A 14490-nucleotide genomic window follows, 5' to 3' on the forward strand; every position below is an offset into this window, starting at 1 on the left:
TGTGGCAAAAGTAAATAAAAACGACGTTTTATTTGAGCGTGCACAAAGGACGATTCCTGGGGGTGTGAATTCTCCAGTAAGAGCTTTTCGTCAGGTGGGTGGTACGCCCCGTTTTGTTTCTAGAGCCAAGGGTGCTTATTTTTGGGATGCTGAAGACAAACGCTATATTGACTTAATCATGTCATGGGGCCCAATGATTGTGGGTCATGCCAATCCCGAAGTAGTCGAGGCTGTACAGAAGGCTGCTGAGACTAGCTTTAGTTATGGCGCTCCTACTGAAGGCGAGATTGAGTTGGCAGAGCGTATCTGCGCTCTCATGCCTAGCGTTGAGCAAGTGCGCATGGTTTCTAGCGGCACCGAAGCAACGATGAGTGCTTTGCGTTTGGCTCGTGGTTATACCGGCCGCGATCTGATTATTAAGTTTGAAGGTTGTTATCACGGTCATGCTGATAGCCTGCTAGTAAAAGCTGGCTCTGGACTTTTAACTTTTGCTGATTCAACTCAGAATGCACCGTCATCAAGTGGCGTACCTCAAGATGTTGTGAAGCACACTCTAGTGCTGCCTTATAACGATGTCGCTGCTATTGAAGAGGTATTTAAAAAACAAGGCGATCATATTGCTGCGGTGATCTTGGAGCCGATTGCCGGCAATATGAATTTGATTCAGCCATCTAAAGCATTCTTGGCAGCTATTCGGAATCTAACCCATCAGTACGGTAGCGTCTTAATTTATGACGAAGTAATGACTGGGTTCAGGGTAGCCTTAGGTGGAGCTCAATCCCTACAAGGTATTACGCCTGACCTGACATGTTTGGGTAAGGTGATGGGCGGCGGTATGCCCATGGCTGCTTTTGGTGGCAAAAAAGAAATCATGTCCAAGCTCGCGCCATTAGGTGGCGTCTATCAAGCGGGTACCTTGTCTGGTAATCCAGTTGCAGTAGCCTCAGGATTAAAGACTTTGGAGATTATTACGCGTGAAGGGTTTTATGATTGCTTAGCCGGTCAAACAGAAAAGCTCATGACCGGCCTAAAGCAGGCGGCTGATCAAGCGGGCGTCCCTTTTGCGGTTGATAGTGTCGGCGGCATGTTTGGATTCTATTTTGCCAAGGAAGTGCCAAGCACTTCTGAAGCGGTTACCAAAACCGATATTGAAGCTTTTAAGAAGTTCTTTCATCTCATGTTGGATGAAGGTGTGTATCTGGCGCCGTCAGCCTATGAGGCAGGTTTTACTTCGATTGCGCATGACAATGATGTAGTCAACGCCATCATTGCTGCCGCACAAACTTCTTTTAAGAAACTGTAAGCAATACGTCAATTACATTCTGAGTGGGTGGTCATAGCCATCCACTTGAATGATCTCTAGCTTTTTCTGATCTCGATTCGAGTCTGAAATTTCCATTGCAGTGAGTTTCCCGCCCCACACGCAACCGGTATCTAAACCGATGACATTGTCATGTCTTAGTAGACCTAGCGTGGACCAATGGCCAAAGTAAATCAGTGTGTCAGCAGTTTTTCTTTTGGGTGCCTGGAACCATGGCAGATAACCCTTAGGTCCATTTTCTAGGCCTTCTGAACTTTCAAACTCCATTTGGCCGCTGGGGGTGCAAAAGCGCATTCTTGTTAAGGCATTGGTGATCACGCGCAAACGCTCATACTCCCTTAGGGTGCTGCTCCACTTATTGGGAGTGTTGCCATACATATTATTCAGAAAATCCTTATAAGACTTGCTGCGCAGCGCCTTTTCTACTTCTTGTGCGCATTCAATTGTTTGTTGGAGATCCCATTGAGGCAGAGCGCCGGCATGAACGGTTAATACGTTGCCATTACTTAAAGCCATCGGCCGATGGCGAATCCATTCGATGAGCTCAGCGCGATCAGGTGCTTTGAGGATGCTATCAACGGTATCTAAGCCCTTGGTATTGCGTAGGCCTGCATCAATTGCCAGAAGATGCAAATCATGATTGCCAAGAATGCATTCGGCACGGCCCGACTCTTGAAGGGATTTGAGTTGCCTAAGCGCACCTAGCGAATCAGGGCCGCGATTAACTAAATCTCCCAAGAAAATCATTTTCGATTTCTTGGGAAGTTTCTTAACGAGGGCTTTGAGAGAGGGCGCACATCCTTGTACGTCCCCTATAGCGTAGATCTTGCTCATACCTTATCTTAAAGCTTAAAGAGCAAATGGGTAAAGCGCTGACCTTATTTACTATTCACTGATTTTTTTGACCACACTGTAACGAACCAGTGTTTTCTTGCGTGCTTCATCATGGTCCACTACTGGCTGCGGATAGTCGCGTCCCAGTACAACCCCAGCAGCTTCTAGCTCAATATGTCCGGCCTTCCATGGTGCATGGATTGATTTTTTAGAAAGTTTCTCCAGTTGCGGCAGATAACGGCGGATAAATTTACCTTCTGGATCAAATTTCTCAGATTGGGTGATGGGGTTAAAGATGCGGAAGTAGGGTTGCGCATCGCAGCCAGATGAGGAGGCCCACTGCCATCCGCCGTTGTTTGAGGAGAACTCAAAATCATTGAGATGCTCGGCAAAGTATGCCTCACCCCAGCGCCAATCAATTCCCAGGTCTTTAGTGAGGAAGCTTGCGACAACCATACGCAGGCGATTGTGCATATAGCCACTTTGATTCAGTTGATGCATGGCGGCATCCACCAAGGGATAACCCGTTTTTCCTTCACACCAGGCGGTGAATAGTTTCTTGACATGAGTTCCACTTTCCCAGACGATATTGTCATAGTCTGGCTTAAATGAAGCGCCATCGGCTAAGCGAGGATGGTTGGCCAAAATCATGAAATAAAAATCACGCCAAATGAGTTCGCTCAACCAAATCGTTGCGCCCATGCTGCCGGCTAACATACGTCGATGAGCTTCGCGCACTAGGCCTCGAATCGAGAGCATGCCAAAACGCAAATGCATTGAGAGATAACTCACACCTTTAATTGCAGGAAAGTCTCTGCCAATTTGATATTGATCAATCCGAGGAAGAAAGTCCTCAAGAAAGTCTTGGCCACCCTCTGAGCCAGGCGGTAAATAGGTTTGGATGCCAGTTGGACAAAAGCCCATTGATTCCAATGAAGGCATTGGCGCATCCAGTTTTTTGGGAATAGCCGCATATTGGCCCTTAGCGGGGGAGCATTCATATGCTGCTAAATCTTTTTCTTGCAGCGTTTTAAGCCAATTATTTTTGTATGGCGTAAAAATTGAAAAGACAGTATTCGAGTTGGTCAGAATTTCTTTTTTCTCAAAGATGACCTGATCTTTAAAGTCTTCAAATTGAATATTAGATTTTTCAAGTGTGGCTTTGACGCTAGCATCTCTAGCGATGGCCAAGGGTTCGTAATCGTGATTCACAAATACAGCCTCAACCCCTAGCTCTTTAGCAATTTGAGGGATGCATTCTGTAGGCTTACCAAATTGAACAATTAGGCCACCACCTTGCTTACGTAGTGCTTCATCAATTTGTTGTAATCCTTGCCAAATAAAATCTACTCGACGGTCATGCTTTAAGCCTTTGTCGTCTAAATCACCCTTGAGAAGTGGTTTTAGGATTTCGGTATCAAAGATAAAGGTCAGCCAGACTTGCTTGCTCTCCTTGAGTGCATGGTGGAGGGCGGCATTGTCATAAAGACGAAGATCACGGCGGAGCCAAACAAGAGCTTTTTGCATAGCCCCTATATTAGGGCTAGTTAAGCCAAAGCGCTGAGGGCGGTCTGATTAAGACGGGTTAAGATCGATGGTAATTATGGATACGATCTTTTTTATTCTCTCGAAAGTGGTGCAATTTTGTATTGAGCCCTTGAACTGGCTCTTAATTTTTATACCGCTAAGTTTACTTTTCTTAAGCCTCAGAAAGCCGGCCCTTTGTAAGCGCTTCTTATTGCTAGCAATTGCGCCGATTTGTTGCTTGTTGGTTGGTTGCCTGCATCTGAGGTTTTCTTGAGGGCGCTTGAGGATGCTGTACCAAAAACCAGTATTTCAGAGTTATCGGGGAAAGATCTTGGCGGCATCATTGTTTTAGTGGAGCAATTGAGGGCGGTCAAATCGCCTTAGATCGCGGTGAAATTTCGATTTACTCCTCTGCCGAGCGAGTCACTAAAGCGTTTGAGCTGATTCGTAAATACCCAAATTTGCTATACATTTTTAGTGGATATTCAGGAAGACTTTCACCTGTAGGCCCATCTGAGGCTGATGCATTCAAGCAGCTCATTCAGGAGCAGGGTTTAAGCGAGTCCAATGCCCATTACGAGAACCAGTCTCGTAATACCTATGAAAATATCTTGTATATGAAGCCCATGATTGCTGAATTTGGGATTAAAGGCGATGCTGGTGAAGTGAAGCCTTGGTTATTAATTACCTCAGCAAGTCATATGTACCGGTCAGTTAAGATATTTGAGAATCAGGGCGTTTCAGTCATTCCCGTTCCAGTGGACTACCAGACGGCCAAACGACTTCCTTGGGGCACATTTGATTTGGGGGATGGGGCCCAAAACTGGAATAAGCTGGTCCATGAGGTAATTGGGTTATTGGCATATTGGGCTACCGGGAAAATTTAGATATTCGGTAAAATAAACCCATATGACCTCTGCTAAAAAAGCACCCTCTGCTTCAGATATAGCGCCTTCGCCAGAGTCATCAACTTCCTTTTCAGCCGATCATTTGGCTAATCAATTATTGGTTGCCATGCCAGGCATGGTAGATCCCAATTTTGCAGGTTCCGTAATTTATCTTTTCGAGCACACCGAGAGGGGCGCCATGGGCCTGGTGGTGAATAGACCGACCGAAGTCGATCTGGCAACGCTATTTGACAAGATCGAGCTTAAATTAGAAATTGCACCCTTATTAGATCAACCTGTTTATTTTGGCGGTCCTGTGCAAATCGAACGCGGCTTTGTTCTGCACGAACCCAACCCCGATCTTTCTTACAGCTCTTCCTTAGTAATCCCGGGCGGTCTCACGATGACTGCATCTAAGGATGTTCTAGAGGCAGTGGCAATTGGTAATGGTCCCAGAAAGTTCTTAATGACCTTAGGCTATGCAGGTTGGGGTGCGGGACAGCTTGAGGAAGAGATTACTGCAAACGGCTGGATCAATGTTCCAGTTTCGCGCGAACAAATGAGTGAGGTAATTTTTAATACGCCATTTAGTCAGCGCTATCAAAAAGCCATGAGTCATCTGGGGTTTGATTTATCAGACCTATCTGGTGAGGCGGGTCATGCTTAATCGAGTTCTCTACTAATGAGTGAGTTAACTACAGTCATGGCTTTTGACTACGGCACTCGTCGCGTTGGTGTTGCAGTAGGCAATTCAGTGAGTAGAAGCGGTCAGGCATTAAAAACGATAGCCACTCCCAATATTGATGAACTGTTCCGTGAAATTGAAGGTCTTCTGAAGGAGTGGAGACCGAATCAACTGGTTGTTGGTCTTCCTATGCATCCTGATGGCACCGCACACGAGATGACTGCTAAAGCGAAGCGGTTTGGGAATCAGTTAAATGGACGCTTTAGCCTGCCTGTAGCTTGGGTGGATGAGCGTTATACATCAGCAGTTTTAGAGGGCAAACCCGAGATGCGGGACAATCTAGATGCGCAGTCCGCCGCCCTGATTCTGGAGCAATATTTTGCGGGTTAAGGCTTGAGAAGTTTTGATTGGTTAATACATAGTGTTGGAACTGAAGAATGAACGCTGAACCGTTATATAAAAAGCTATTAGAAAATTTACGCAAGAGGGCGCAGCACGGTCCTTTTGAGTTAGTCGGCTTAGCAATGGGTGGAGCATGGATCGCAGAACGCCTGGCAAAAGATTTGGGTTTGCCACACTTTGGTGTTATTAATGTTGCTTTCCATCGCGATGATTATGCTGAAAAGGGTATGACTGCATTGCGTACAGCTAGCACTATGCCTACTCACTTACCATTCGATGTCAACGGCGCCAGCGTCATTTTGATTGATGATGTTTTATTAACCGGCAGAACGCTTCGGGCAGCACTCAATGAATTATTTGATTTTGGTCGCCCAGCCCAAGTTGAGCTCATGGTGTTAGCTGATCGCGGTAAGCGCGAGCTTCCTGTCAGTGCAGATTTTGTGGCTGAGCACGTTCAAGTCCCTGAGCAACAAATTTTAGTTTTGGAAAAAGATGCGGCTGGCAATTTCAGCTTTCAGTTAGAGGAGCGAGTTTAATGAACCAATTTAATGCTGCCGGTGAATTAACCCACCTTCTCACATTGGAAGGCCTGCCAAAAGAGCAGATCCTGCATATTTTAGATACTGCCCAGCAGTTTGTAAGTGTGACAGATCCTTCTCGTGAAGTAAAAAAAGTTCCTTTATTGCGTGGAAAGAGCGTTTTTAATTTGTTCTTTGAAAACTCCACTCGTACTCGTACGACTTTTGAGATCGCTGCAAAACGTTTATCTGCGGATGTTATTAATTTAAACATCTCCACCTCTTCCACTGCCAAGGGTGAGAGCTTGCTGGATACGATTGATAATCTCGTGGCAATGCAGGCGGATATTTTTGTCGTGCGCCATAGCGTCTCTAAAGCGCCAATTGAAATTGCGAACCATGTACCTTCTCATGTGCACGTGGTGAACGCTGGAGACAGCAGTCATCAGCATCCAACCCAGGGTTTACTGGATATGTATACGATGCGCCACTTTAAGCAGAATTTCAAAGGCTTAAAGGTGGCGATTGTGGGTGACATTGTGCATAGCCGAGTTGCTAAATCCAATATCCATGCGCTAACTACTTTGGGTTGTGAAGATATCCGCGCAATCGGCCCAGAGAGTTTGTTGCCGAGCGATTTGAATATGCTCGGTGTGAAAGTTTTCCATTCGATGGAAGAAAGCTTAAAGGATGTTGATGTTGTAATGACTTTGCGTATTCAAAAAGAACGTATGGAAGCGGGTCAGGTTCCAGAAGGCGATGCCTTCTTCAAACAGTATGGCTTAACGCCTACACGTTTAGCACTCGCTAAATCTGATGCGATCGTGATGCACCCAGGCCCCATGAATCGTGGTGTTGAAATTGACTCTGCGGTAGCCGATGGACCGCAGTCCGTCATCCTCAATCAAGTGACCTTCGGTATCGCAGTGCGTATGGCTGTGATGTCGATCGTTGCCGGAAATTAATTGCTCAGCAGGAATACAGGGTGACTGTCGAACTTCCATTGGTGACTGATAAAAAGCGTTGGCTCATTTTGTCGCATGCTTTTAATATGGATGGTCGCGCTGCAAGCCTAACCATTACAGACAAAATCCCCTATTTTCTAGAGGCTGGTATAGAGCCAATCGTCTTTAGCGCTATCACCGGAATTAAAGATCAACGTTTTCCGCATTATCAATTTATTGCCTGGGGGCCTTCAGGCTTTCGTTTTGATTTTCGCCATTGGGTCGCTAATAAATTCGGCCGTGGCTTAATTTATAAGCTGAGCACTGGAACCATATCCATTTTGTTGGCACCCTTGATTGCAATTGAAAAACTATGCCTTGGTTATTCGAGTCAATGGTCTTGGTCACTTCCTGCCTTCTTGCATGCATATAGATTAATTCGTGCTGGTAAGGTAGATGTAGTGCTTTCAGTTGGTAGCGCATGGTCCGCTCACTTGGCTGGTGTCTGGCTGAAGAGGGCCACCGGTATTGAGTTGATCTCAGAGGTTCATGATCCCCTGGTAATTCGTAAAGACCCCAATGATCAAGGCTTTGAGAGGCCCAAGAACCGTGATGCAGGTTTTCGCCATTATTTAGAAAATCAACTAACGCGATTTTCTGACAAGGTATGGTGGTTTACAGATGGCGCCTTGCATTACGCTAAAGTGCGCAATCCCAATCTCAATACTCCACGCAATGCCCATGGCTTTGTGGTGACGCCAGGAGCTCAACCCCCTGGAAGCCTCGCTGCAAATCAAACCCATCAATACACCAATCAACTCAATCTATGCCACTTTGGTTCTTTGGCAAATGATCGATCTCTTTCAACCATCTTAAAAGCGTTGCTGCCTCTATTTGAAAAATACCCGCAAGCACGGGATTTGATTCGCGTACATGCCTATGGCGCCCTCTTAGACTCTTTGTCGATTGAAGCCATTCAAAAATATGGTTTTGAAGATGTTTTGCTGGCGCATGGTCGCCTTGAAGTTGATCCCGCAACTGGAAAGTCTGGGCGTCAGCGCGTAGCTGAAAAAATGCAAGAAGCTGATGTGCTAATTTTGTTGCACGGTAATGACGAGTGGTGTGCAGAGTACATTCCATCAAAATTTTATGACTACCTCTGGACTGGTCGACCTATCTGGGGCATTACCCATCGCAACCCCCAGTTAGACCAGATGCTGTTGGATAGGGGTACCTACTTAAGCGCAGAGGGTGATTCAGCTGGAATTTCGATGGCGCTTGAAAGAATTTGGTTAGACTGGCAGTCAAAGCAGTTAATTGAGCCGATTTGGAGGCCAATTGGCGTAGATCAAGCAGTAAAGACTATCTTGACCCAAGTCCAAAGCCGCACAAAATAATTATAGGAAGCTCGTTTGAAAGACTTCGTTCTCTATTGCAAATCTTATTCAAGGGATTTTCTGCGCCTCAAGCGCCTCTTGGAATCGGTTCAGCAATTTAATGCCGATCGCCTCGACTTCTATATCTCAACACCGAAAGCCGAAAAAGCATTACTGGAACAAGTGCTTGGAACAAGCGGCTATATTTGGGTAGCAGATGAAGATATCGTTGCTTCAAATCCTGGCGCTAACTTTGCAAAATACCAGGCGATGCCCGGCGGTTTATCGCAGCAAATTATTAAGTCTGAATTTTGGCGCCTTGGGTTTGCAGAAAATTATTTATGTTTAGATTCGGATTGCGTTTTTATTCGCAAGTTTTATAAGGCGGATTTCCTGGCGAATGATGGTGTGCCGTACACAGTGCTACATCAAAACAAAGAGCTTTTTCAGATTTCTACTAATCGTGGTCAAGAGAAGGTGGAGCGAGAGCTGCGACTTGAGGCGGAGCGCGTCAAGGCAGCATTTGATCGGAAGGGCCCTAATTTTTATTGCGCACCAGCCCCATTTATTTGGTCTGCAAAGGTGTGGCAATCTCTTGACGAGCAATACTTGCAACCCAAGGGCATCAGCTTGTGGGACTTCATTAGCCCGGAGCTACCTGAGACTTTGATTTATGGTGAGGCACTGCTCAAATACCGCGCTATTCCCATCATCGCGATTGAGCCACTATTTCGCGCTTATCACTATGACTGGCAATATTTCTTAATGAAGCGTTTAGGTGAGACTGAAGAAAAGCTTGCGCAAAATTACTTAGGCATCATCTACCAGTCCGCCTGGGAATCTGAGCTCAACTTAGGTCAATCACAGAAATCTGCGCCCTCTAGGTTGCTAAAGCGCTTAAAGCGTTTTGGCCGATACCTACAAAGTTATCATCTATAGGTAATCTGATGAGTCAGCAAAGCCCTTTGGTCAGTGTTTTAATGCCTGCCTACAATTCAGATAAATATATTGCGCAGGCAATACAAAGCATTCTGAATCAGACGCATTCAAACTTTGAGTTGTGCATTATTAATGACGGCTCAACAGACAATACTGCGGCAGTGATTGATCAATTTGATGATCCCAGGATTGTTAAGGTCAATCATTCTGAGAATCGCGGGTTAGTATCCACTAGAAACGCGTTAATCGAAATGGCGCGCGGTCAATATATAGCCTACTTAGATGATGATGACATCGCTTTTCCGGATAGATTAGAAAAGCAGCTTGCTTTTCTAGAGGCCGGTAAGGCCGATCTTTGTAGTGGCGCATACGAAACCTACAACGAAGAAACTGGCAAGCGCCGCAAGTCTAAAGAACGCTATACAGACGCTGATATCAAGGCATTAATCAGCGTGTATTGCCCCTTATGCAATCCTGCTGTGATGGGTCGGGCTGAAGTGTTTAAAAAGTTCCGCTACAAACCGGGCAATGATCATGCTGAAGATTATTCTATGTGGCAAGAGGTTGCCTTGGCGGGTTATCGATTGGCTAACTTAAAAGACAAGTTAATTACGTATAGATTGCACCCTAAGCAAATCAGTCGTGTAGCCAATGCTAGCGCTGCTATCATCTTTGATCGCTGTAGGGCTGACTACATTCGTGGCTTGGGAATTGATCCGGAACTCTGCCCTCAAAAAATGCCTGCAGCAGAGAGAATCATCAAGGCGCCTCAATTCTTGTTTGCTATGAATCGCCGCATTAAAGGCATTTCTTTTTCGGCAAACTATCAGATCTATGCTCGCTTTCAATATCGCGGCAATGGTGTCTGGACTCCATTTACTCGCTTAGAGCGATTGGTTGTGACGCTGCTCGCTACTCTTCTAGGAAAGCTCGGCGAGTCCCAGCGTTAGATCCTTTGCCACTGCCTAGGCAATAAATCATCCCAGCTTTTGTTCTGATCATTGGTCCATTTTTTGGGTGCAATCACATAAGCATTTTTGTTACTGCAGAGCCATGCACCCCACCAGCTGAGTGAGCTGTTGGCAATCAAATGCATTTTGCATTGAGACATCAGGTAGAGCTCTTCAACTGGGGCAGCTTTATCTTCTGAGCTTTCGATAAAGGTAATTTTTTCTTGATGAGGTAGATTATTTCTTGCCCACTCTTGGTCGTCAGAGAAAACAAAGAAATGTATATCTGGATTTTTTGCCAGAAGTAGTTTTATTCCCTCGAGGTAATAATCTAACCCCAGAAATCCATGTACCTTTGCAGCAACTGGGAGATGAACATAATCACCACGACGAATATGCACCATCGCCGAAGGGCTTGCCTGAATTTTTTCTAAATAGGCTTGATAGTGAGCTGACAAACCATCGCGAGGTTGGATTTCATCTAATAGTTCAGCGCGAGTAGAATCAAAATAATGAAATGACTGCCAGTATCCTGTGAGATAAATGTCTTGATTGGAGTAGGGCTTAAATCGATTGATCAGTGAATTAAATCGATAGGGTCTATCTTTGAGAATGTAGGGGCTAATCGGTAGAAGCGACTGCAAAATTCGGCGCCATTTTTTTGGAGGCGTATTCGGTGGCTGAATTTGAATGAATTGGGCTTGAACTCGAAGATCTGGCAATAAAAAGTGCCTTGGCGTGACATCTTCCCAGCCGTGGTTAAACCACTCAATATCCAGGCGCAATTGACCCTGCAATCGCTTGCTGAGAGCCTTTGCAGTGGCATATTGGAAAAGTTGGTTCCCAAGGCCACCTTGGATTTGGGTAGTAATGTTCATATCCCTATAATTAAAGCATTAGATTGGTTGTAGATGCCCTAATTGCATTACGGCCTTCAAATTTATAGGTAATTTATGCTCACAGGCAGTATTTATGGATGGGAGAATGGCGAGGACGATATTTTTAATCCTCACAGCCCACGTAATCGCGATAACTGCTTGGAGCCCATGCGTGTCCTGGATGCATTCGCCAAGCAAAGCGGCATTAGCCTGCACACCGCAGATCTCAATGAGCGCAATGGCATCAAACCCGATTTCTCAATATATGTCGAATCGATTGATTTTGTTCCAGGCTCAGCCAGTAAGAACTACCTCATCCTTTTTGAAACACCATTAACAGTTCCTAGAAACGCCAACTGCAATTATTTAAATCAGTTTGATGCCATTTTCACCTGGGACCATCTCTTGCTGAAAAATGGTTTGCGAGATCAAGCTGGTAACTTCACCTCCCATGCTCGTTTTATTCAAATTCAGACTCCCAATCCGATTCCAAAAGAATGTGGAGCGGATTTTCAGAGCGCTTCGTTTGAGCAGCGCCAAAATTTTGTATGCTTGATTGGTAGTAATCGTCACGCCAATTGTGTTGATGAGCGTGAGCTCTATTCACAGAGAGTTAAGGCGGTTCGTTGGTTTGAGAAGTTTGCCCCCGGCAGGCTCAAGCTCTATGGCAATGGCTGGAAGGTTCCACCAAGGCGATTTGGTAGGCTGGGCAAGGTGCGCTATCGATTGGAAAAAATTATTCCTTGGCTTTCTGGCAAGCCAGTATTTCCAAGCTACCAAGGACCTGCAAAAACAAAATATGCTGTTTTAAGTAACACCAAGTTTTGCATTTGCTTTGAAAACGCAAGAGATATTTCTGGATATATCACTGAAAAAATATTTGACTGCCTCTTTGCTGGCTGCGTTCCAATTTACTGGGGTGATGCCAATATTTCGCAATTTATCCCGGCAGAATGCTTTATCGATTTCCGTCAGTTTTCGTCTTATGAGGCCTTGTATAAATTTATGGAGTCGATGACTCCTGAGCAATTTTTGAGTTATCAACAAGCGGCAAGACAATTTTTGACCAGTTCACCATTCATGCCATTTAGCTCTCAACACTTTGCTAAGACGATTATTGGCAAAATTGCTCAAGATTTTGCATAGTTTTGCCGAAATATAACCATAAGCCCCATGTAAAATAAGCCTATGTCTCTAATATAATAAATATAATAAAAAATCCTAGAAAGCCAATTGCTCAATCAACAATTTTGTTGGCTGGGCCTGTTCGCAATGTTTCCGCTCAGATTGAGAATGAAGTGGAAAAGTTAATGGCCAGCCTTGATCAATTCAAGAATGTCATGTGTCTGGCTGTAGAGAGTGATTCAAGTGACGATACTCTTGTGAAGCTAGAAATGCTTTCCAAGAAGGTACCCAATTTTTCATTTATTACTGTTGGAGAGTTAAGTAAAAAACTCCACAAAAGAACAGACCGAATTGCCTATTGCCGCAATGTCATTGTTGATGCAGTGGCAAATGACCCCAAATATCAAGAGGTGGATTTCATTGCCATGGCTGATATGGATGGTATGAATGGCCTTATTACACGTGAAAAGATTGCGCAGTGCTGGGAAGTGGATGAGCCATGGGATGTAGTTACCGCCAATCAATTGGGCGAATACTATGACACTTGGGCTTTAAGCCATCCCTACTGGAACCCAATGGATTGTTGGGAGCAAAAGCATCGACTTGAGGATATTTTGGGGCATCAAAGTGCGCTCGATATCGCAATTGGTTGCAAGCAATCCCCGATCGATCCGCGCGCTGATTTAATTGAAGTAGATTCTGCTTTTGGTGGTCTTGGCATCTATAGTCGAAAAGCGTTTATATCTGGCAGATATGCCGGCACCGATGATCAGGCTGGCGGCATTGATGTAGCGGACCATATTCCATTCCACAGAGATTTGCGTAACAAAGGCTTCCGTATTTTTATTAACCCCGCTTTAGTCAATTGCGACAAGACACCAGGGGGTGCTGTTGAAGAGGTTCAATTACCTAAACCGAGGGGCGCCCTAAAGCTGGTTAAGAAACTGGGCATTTTGACATTTGGTAAGAAACGCTTTAATAGACATTTGAAGATGATGCAGTCTTAATGTCATTTCAAGATTGAAAGATTAATTACATGATTTTAGTAACTGGTGGTGCTGGATTTATTGGGGCAAATTTTGTTTTAGATTGGCTTGCATCACCCAATGCTGAAGGCGTCGTGAATTTAGATAAGTTGACCTACGCAGGTAATCTCGCAAATCTGCAATCACTCCAAAAAGATTCTAGGCATGTCTTTATTCATGGGGATATTGGCGATAAAGCCCTTGTATCAAAACTACTTGCAGAACATCGTCCACGCGCTATTGTGAATTTTGCTGCCGAGAGCCATGTAGATCGCTCGATTCACGGGCCTGCTGAATTTATTCAAACTAATATTGTCGGCACTTTTAATTTATTAGAGTGCGCCCGCGAATATTGGGGGAGATTGGAAGGGGAAGAAAAAGCGCAATTTCGCTTTCATCATGTCTCAACCGATGAAGTATATGGATCACTCTCTGCGACTGACCCAGCCTTTAGCGAAACCAATCCATACGAACCAAATAGCCCGTATTCAGCATCAAAGGCAGCCTCAGATCACCTGGTGCGCGCCTGGTTCCATACCTACGGCTTTCCAGTTGTGACCACCAATTGTTCAAATAACTACGGTCCATATCATTTCCCTGAGAAGTTAATTCCATTGGTAATTCTCAATGCCTTAAATGGCAAGCTATTGCCAGTTTATGGCGATGGTCAGCAGATTCGCGACTGGCTCTATGTCGGCGATCACTGTTCTGCAATCCGCGAAGTATTGGCTAAAGGCACATTAGGTGAGACTTACAACATTGGCGGCTGGAATGAAAAAGCCAACTTAGAAGTTGTTAACACCATCTGCAAAATCTTAGATGAATTAAGGCCGCGTGCTGATGGCAAATCTTATGCAGAGCAAATTACCTTTGTTAAAGACCGTCCTGGTCATGATCGTCGCTATGCGATTGATGCCAGCAAGGTTGAGAAGGAGCTTGGCTGGCGTCCAGCCGAAACTTTTGATACAGGTATTCGTAAGACGGTGCAGTGGTATTTAGATAATCCTGTATGGGTTGATGGTGTGGTCACTGGCTCATATCGAGAGTGGCTCGATAAGCAGTATCAGAGCTAATAAATA

The 14490-nt window shown here is 45.0% G+C and carries 16 protein-coding genes; 13 read left to right on the plus strand and 3 right to left on the minus strand.

All coding sequences use genetic code 11. From position 1 onward, the window contains the following. Nucleotide 1: 1 nt before the first annotated feature. On the plus strand, nt 2-1303 hold the full coding sequence (gene hemL / locus DXE27_RS04595) for a glutamate-1-semialdehyde 2,1-aminomutase (protein WP_128113083.1): 1302 nt from the start codon (nt 2-4) through the stop codon (nt 1301-1303). Nucleotides 1304-1315: 12 nt separating this feature from the next. On the opposite strand, the gene DXE27_RS04600 is transcribed toward hemL, so the two are convergent. Both DXE27_RS04600 and DXE27_RS04605 read right to left on the minus strand, forming a co-directional pair. Then, entirely contained in the window at nt 1316-2155 is an 840-nt protein-coding gene (locus DXE27_RS04600) for a symmetrical bis(5'-nucleosyl)-tetraphosphatase (RefSeq protein ID WP_128113084.1), read from the minus strand. Nucleotides 2156-2206: 51 nt separating this feature from the next. Further along, nucleotides 2207-3682 (minus strand): cryptochrome/photolyase family protein, encoded by a 1476-nt coding sequence (locus tag DXE27_RS04605; protein ID WP_128113085.1) that lies wholly within the window; start codon nt 3680-3682, stop codon nt 2207-2209. 231 nt (nt 3683-3913) lie between these two features. Here DXE27_RS04605 and DXE27_RS09085 point away from each other — a divergent pair, with 231 nt between their 5' ends. The 9 genes from DXE27_RS09085 to DXE27_RS04645 all read left to right on the plus strand — a co-directional run bounded on the left by DXE27_RS09085 (nt 3914) and on the right by DXE27_RS04645 (nt 10383). Further along, on the plus strand, nt 3914-4066 hold the full coding sequence (locus tag DXE27_RS09085; protein ID WP_197712301.1) for a hypothetical protein: 153 nt from the start codon (nt 3914-3916) through the stop codon (nt 4064-4066). Nucleotides 4067-4143: 77 nt separating this feature from the next. Next, a complete protein-coding gene (locus tag DXE27_RS04610; protein ID WP_231969661.1) occupies nt 4144-4569 on the plus strand; it encodes a YdcF family protein in 426 nt (141 codons plus the stop codon). A 127-nt stretch (nt 4570-4696) separates the two neighbouring features. After that, nucleotides 4697-5236 (plus strand): YqgE/AlgH family protein, encoded by a 540-nt coding sequence (locus DXE27_RS04615; RefSeq protein WP_231969791.1) that lies wholly within the window; start codon nt 4697-4699, stop codon nt 5234-5236. A 15-nt stretch (nt 5237-5251) separates the two neighbouring features. After that, nucleotides 5252-5644, plus strand: coding sequence for a Holliday junction resolvase RuvX (gene ruvX / locus DXE27_RS04620; protein WP_128113087.1), 393 nt, complete (start codon nt 5252-5254; stop codon nt 5642-5644). Between the two features lie 47 nt (nt 5645-5691). Then, on the plus strand, nt 5692-6192 hold the full coding sequence (gene pyrR, locus DXE27_RS04625) for a bifunctional pyr operon transcriptional regulator/uracil phosphoribosyltransferase PyrR (protein ID WP_128113088.1): 501 nt from the start codon (nt 5692-5694) through the stop codon (nt 6190-6192). After that, complete coding sequence (locus DXE27_RS04630; protein ID WP_128113089.1) at nt 6192-7139, plus strand: aspartate carbamoyltransferase catalytic subunit; 948 nt, start codon at nt 6192-6194, stop codon at nt 7137-7139. Before pyrR ends, DXE27_RS04630 begins: the two co-directional genes overlap by 1 nt. 20 nt (nt 7140-7159) lie before the next feature. Then, the gene (locus tag DXE27_RS04635; RefSeq protein WP_231969662.1) at nt 7160-8515 is read left to right on the plus strand and encodes a glycosyltransferase family protein; all 1356 of its coding nucleotides are present in this window, start codon (nt 7160-7162) and stop codon (nt 8513-8515) included. A gap of 15 nt (nt 8516-8530) precedes the next feature. Continuing rightward, complete coding sequence (locus tag DXE27_RS04640; protein WP_128113090.1) at nt 8531-9433, plus strand: DUF6492 family protein; 903 nt, start codon at nt 8531-8533, stop codon at nt 9431-9433. A gap of 8 nt (nt 9434-9441) precedes the next feature. Then, nucleotides 9442-10383, plus strand: coding sequence for a glycosyltransferase family 2 protein (locus DXE27_RS04645; RefSeq protein WP_128113091.1), 942 nt, complete (start codon nt 9442-9444; stop codon nt 10381-10383). Here the strand turns inward: DXE27_RS04645 and DXE27_RS04650 are convergent. Beyond that, a complete protein-coding gene (locus tag DXE27_RS04650; protein WP_128113092.1) occupies nt 10380-11261 on the minus strand; it encodes an alpha-1,2-fucosyltransferase in 882 nt (293 codons plus the stop codon). The genes DXE27_RS04645 and DXE27_RS04650 overlap by 4 nt on opposite strands. A 75-nt stretch (nt 11262-11336) precedes the next feature. On the opposite strand from DXE27_RS04650, the gene DXE27_RS04655 reads away from it, so the two are divergent. The 3 genes from DXE27_RS04655 (at nt 11337) to rfbB (ending at nt 14484) form a co-directional block, all read left to right on the plus strand. Then, complete coding sequence (locus DXE27_RS04655; protein ID WP_128113093.1) at nt 11337-12407, plus strand: glycosyltransferase family 10 domain-containing protein; 1071 nt, start codon at nt 11337-11339, stop codon at nt 12405-12407. A gap of 164 nt (nt 12408-12571) precedes the next feature. Beyond that, nucleotides 12572-13393 (plus strand): hypothetical protein, encoded by an 822-nt coding sequence (locus tag DXE27_RS04660; RefSeq protein WP_145980542.1) that lies wholly within the window; start codon nt 12572-12574, stop codon nt 13391-13393. A gap of 29 nt (nt 13394-13422) precedes the next feature. Then, nucleotides 13423-14484, plus strand: coding sequence for a dTDP-glucose 4,6-dehydratase (gene rfbB, locus DXE27_RS04665; RefSeq protein WP_128113095.1), 1062 nt, complete (start codon nt 13423-13425; stop codon nt 14482-14484). Nucleotides 14485-14490: the final 6 nt, after the last annotated feature.

The organism is Polynucleobacter necessarius (genome assembly GCF_900096755.1).
GTDB classification, from domain to species: Bacteria; Pseudomonadota; Gammaproteobacteria; order Burkholderiales; family Burkholderiaceae; genus Polynucleobacter; species Polynucleobacter necessarius_K.

Excerpts from the sequence above, each read along its gene's own strand:
- DXE27_RS04660 (WP_145980542.1), top strand. The coding sequence starts at position 12,572 with ATGGCCAGCCTTGATCAATTCAAGAATGTCATGTGTCTGGCTGTAGAG.
- DXE27_RS04630 (WP_128113089.1), top strand. The coding sequence starts at position 6,192 with ATGAACCAATTTAATGCTGCCGGTGAATTAACCCACCTTCTCACATTG.
- DXE27_RS04600 (WP_128113084.1), bottom strand. The coding sequence starts at position 2,155 with ATGAGCAAGATCTACGCTATAGGGGACGTACAAGGATGTGCGCCCTCT.
- DXE27_RS04615 (WP_231969791.1), top strand. The coding sequence starts at position 4,697 with ATGCCAGGCATGGTAGATCCCAATTTTGCAGGTTCCGTAATTTATCTT.
- pyrR (WP_128113088.1), top strand. The coding sequence starts at position 5,692 with ATGAACGCTGAACCGTTATATAAAAAGCTATTAGAAAATTTACGCAAG.
- DXE27_RS04655 (WP_128113093.1), top strand. The coding sequence starts at position 11,337 with ATGCTCACAGGCAGTATTTATGGATGGGAGAATGGCGAGGACGATATT.
- rfbB (WP_128113095.1), top strand. The coding sequence starts at position 13,423 with ATGATTTTAGTAACTGGTGGTGCTGGATTTATTGGGGCAAATTTTGTT.
- DXE27_RS04645 (WP_128113091.1), top strand. The coding sequence starts at position 9,442 with ATGAGTCAGCAAAGCCCTTTGGTCAGTGTTTTAATGCCTGCCTACAAT.
- DXE27_RS04605 (WP_128113085.1), bottom strand. The coding sequence starts at position 3,682 with ATGCAAAAAGCTCTTGTTTGGCTCCGCCGTGATCTTCGTCTTTATGAC.
- DXE27_RS04650 (WP_128113092.1), bottom strand. The coding sequence starts at position 11,261 with ATGAACATTACTACCCAAATCCAAGGTGGCCTTGGGAACCAACTTTTC.
- ruvX (WP_128113087.1), top strand. The coding sequence starts at position 5,252 with ATGAGTGAGTTAACTACAGTCATGGCTTTTGACTACGGCACTCGTCGC.